The organism is Streptomyces sp. NPDC001868 (genome assembly GCF_040297125.1).
Taxonomy (GTDB): Bacteria; Actinomycetota; Actinomycetes; order Streptomycetales; family Streptomycetaceae; genus Streptomyces.
This window is the reverse complement of the sequence record NZ_JBEOYO010000128.1, coordinates 1-2652: the sequence shown is the minus strand read 5'-3', so window position 1 is coordinate 2652 and position 2652 is coordinate 1. Positions and strand designations below refer to the sequence as shown.

The 2652-nt window shown below is 66.9% G+C and carries 3 protein-coding genes and 1 pseudogene; 2 read left to right on the top strand and 2 right to left on the bottom strand.

Going from position 1 to position 2652, the window contains the following annotated elements; genetic code table 11:
* On the bottom strand, nt 1–253 hold a 253-nt coding region (locus tag ABT147_RS47055; RefSeq protein WP_502983288.1), incomplete at its 3' end, for a YrrC family ATP-dependent DNA helicase.
* A 377-nt stretch (nt 254–630) separates the two neighbouring features.
* On the opposite strand from ABT147_RS47055, the gene ABT147_RS47050 reads away from it, so the two are divergent.
* Together ABT147_RS47050 and ABT147_RS47045 are read left to right on the top strand one after the other, a co-directional pair.
* A complete protein-coding gene (locus ABT147_RS47050) occupies nt 631–1101 on the top strand; it encodes a hypothetical protein (protein WP_351418693.1) in 471 nt (156 codons plus the stop codon).
* An 85-nt stretch (nt 1102–1186) separates the two neighbouring features.
* Nucleotides 1187–2533 carry a VanZ family protein gene (locus tag ABT147_RS47045; protein WP_351418691.1) on the top strand — a complete coding sequence of 449 codons (1347 nt, stop codon included), beginning with the start codon at nt 1187–1189 and terminating at the stop codon, nt 2531–2533.
* Nucleotides 2534–2556: 23 nt separating this feature from the next.
* On the opposite strand, the pseudogene ABT147_RS47040 reads toward ABT147_RS47045, so the two are convergent.
* Nucleotides 2557–2652, bottom strand: a pseudogene (locus tag ABT147_RS47040) (helix-hairpin-helix domain-containing protein); the annotation flags it as partial.

The following is a 2652-nucleotide window of genomic DNA, read 5'->3' as shown; positions in this document are numbered from 1 at the left end:
TGTAGTTCTCCACGGTGAACTGCTTGCCGTACTGCGGGTGCGAGCCCCAACGGCCCTCCATACGGAGGGATTCGCCGACCTGGGCACCCAGCAACGCGCCCACGACGGTGAGAAGGTCACCGCCGCCCCGCCCGGTGTCCACGCGCGCGACCGTGTAGCCGTTGTCCTCGTTGGCGTAGGTGATGCGTTCCAGTACGCCTTCGAGTACGGCGAGTCGCCGCTCCCCGGTCTGGGTCCCCGCCTGTTGAGCCATGATCCGACGGTACCGGCCGGGTGTGACAGCCGGGGGCGGGCAGCGGGTCTCCTCTTCCCGGGTTCCGGCTCCGACGTACGTCCCGACCCCGAACTCACAATGCGCCGCAGCGCATTCCGCTCTCGTTACCCAGTGGCAAAATCGTGCACATGTTTGTATGGTGATCGCGGCGTCCGGGGCCCTGACCAGGCCATCGGAACACGCGCTGACGCAGAAAGCGGTGGCGCTTCAACGGGGTTATCTATATGCCGGATTCCGGCATATCTGGCGCGCCGGTATGGTCTTGGCGCGCCTGGGTATTCCCCCGTGTTCCGAACGACTCCGCCACTCGGGTCGGTGGGCGTCCTGTGTTCCATGGAAAACGGGAGGGATCTCTTATGCGTACCTTTGTCCACACTCGCCGGGTCGCCACCATCGGCGCGGCGCTGCTTTTCGCGCTGACCCCGGCCGTCGGATACGCCGCTGCCGACGACACGTCCACCGACGAGCCGTCGGGGGTCGTTCGCGCCCTCGCCTTCGACTGCAATTCCGACGGAACGACCGGCCAGCCCTGGGTGCGGTGCACCAAGCTCGACAACGGGGTGCTGGTCCACTGGAAGAGGACGCACGACACCGACACAAAGGCCCACACCGCCTACGAAAAGAACGACGGCGGCCGTGTCACGCTGCGGCTCGGCTACAGCCGGAACGGCACCGAGCGCTGGAGCTCCTACTTCGCGCAGACGAGGGGGCAGACAAAGCAGAAGACCTGGAGTTTCGGCGATCGGAACCAGGAGTGCAAGGCGTCCATCGGTCTCCTGCAGGAGCGGGGGAGCGACAAGCGTCAGACCCCCATTCAGAAGTGCTGACCTGAACCTGTAGGCATTTCGTGGCGCCCCCGAGCATTCTCGCGGGGGCGCTTTTCCAGGCAACAAGCCGAGAAAGAGCAAGGATGTGTTTGCCGCCGCCTTCCACGACATCTGGCTCTTGGTCGGACTCACTCTCGTCGCCGTCGTCGTAGGAGTGATCGCGTGGGCCGTCGCTCGTCGGCGCCGAACTGCCCATGCTCTCTGGTGGCTGCCGCTCGGGTTTTGCCTGACCGGAATCCTCGGCGTCACCCTCGCGCTGCGGAGTGGTGAACACGGACGGGCCGAGTGTGTTATCAACCATGAGATCACCGAGCCGCTGTACACCACGCAGGGTCTGTGGAACCTGGCGATGTTCGTCCCGCTCGGGCTGTTCGGCGTTCTGGCTCTGCGGCGTCCCATTCCCGTACTGGCCGGTGTCCTGACTCTGCCCTGCCTGATCGAACTCACCCAGGCCCTAGCACCCTTCGGGGGCGGAATCTGTCACAGCGCGGATGTGGAGATGAACGTCGGCGGCGGCGTGCTCGGCGTGGTCGGTGGGCTCGCGCTGACGCGAGGTCATGTCGCGTGGCGCTCATGGGCCAGGCGCACGCTGCTGGCTGCCGGGGCACTGGGCGTGGCCGGGGCGGCCGTCTTCCAGGCCGCGATCACTCCCTACAGCGTTGACGGTTCCAGCGTCCAGGATGCACACGACGACGAGCGCGAAGTCGCCGAGCGCGCCATACGCCAGGCGTTCGGCGACCGGTACCAGGTCGGCGCCGTGCAGGTGAGCCCGGGTATCGATGGCTACGACGGTTCGCTGTCCATCCAGATCGCGGGCGGACACACCGGCCAGTTGACGTGGCCTGGTGGCCGCCAACTGAGCGTGAGCCTTGAGGATTCCAGCCGCCCGACACAGGCGAGCTTCCCCGTCCAAGGCTCCGTGACGCCCCACGACGCCCGAAGTGCCTACCGCGTGGCCCGTACGTACATGAAGGCGCACTACCCATGGGCCGAGGCGGCCCCCTGGCGCGAGACGGTGCCCGTGGGTGCCGAGGCCGAGTTCGGGTGGCTCACGTCCTGGCGGTTCAAAGAGCGCGGGGTGGTGATGCCGCGCAGCCTCGACGTCCAGATCAACCGGGCCGGACGCGTCTCTCAGCTGCTGGTCGACTTCGGACCCAAGCACGTGAAGCTCCCTGCCGAGCTGATCCCGGCCAAGCGGGTCGAGGAGATCGTCAGAACGGAAGAGGGCAAGAACGGGGGAGAACCCGGCGTGCTCCGGATACAGGCAGACGTTCTGAAAACCGACCGCCTCAAGGGCGGGCATGGCCCTTGGCGCGTCATGTGGTCCGTGAGCGTCGCCGACACACGCTGCACGCCCGACCGGGACGGTGCCGGCTGTGAACCGTCGCAGGTGATGGTCGACGCCGGTACCGGCGAGATCTACGCCGAGTAAGCCGCCGCGCGCCTGCCACTGCCCATGCCGACGGACTGGGCGATCTTGTCGGCGGTGAGGAAGCCGATGCCCCAGACGTCGGAGGCGAGGCGGTACGGCTGGTTCTTCACGACCCCGAT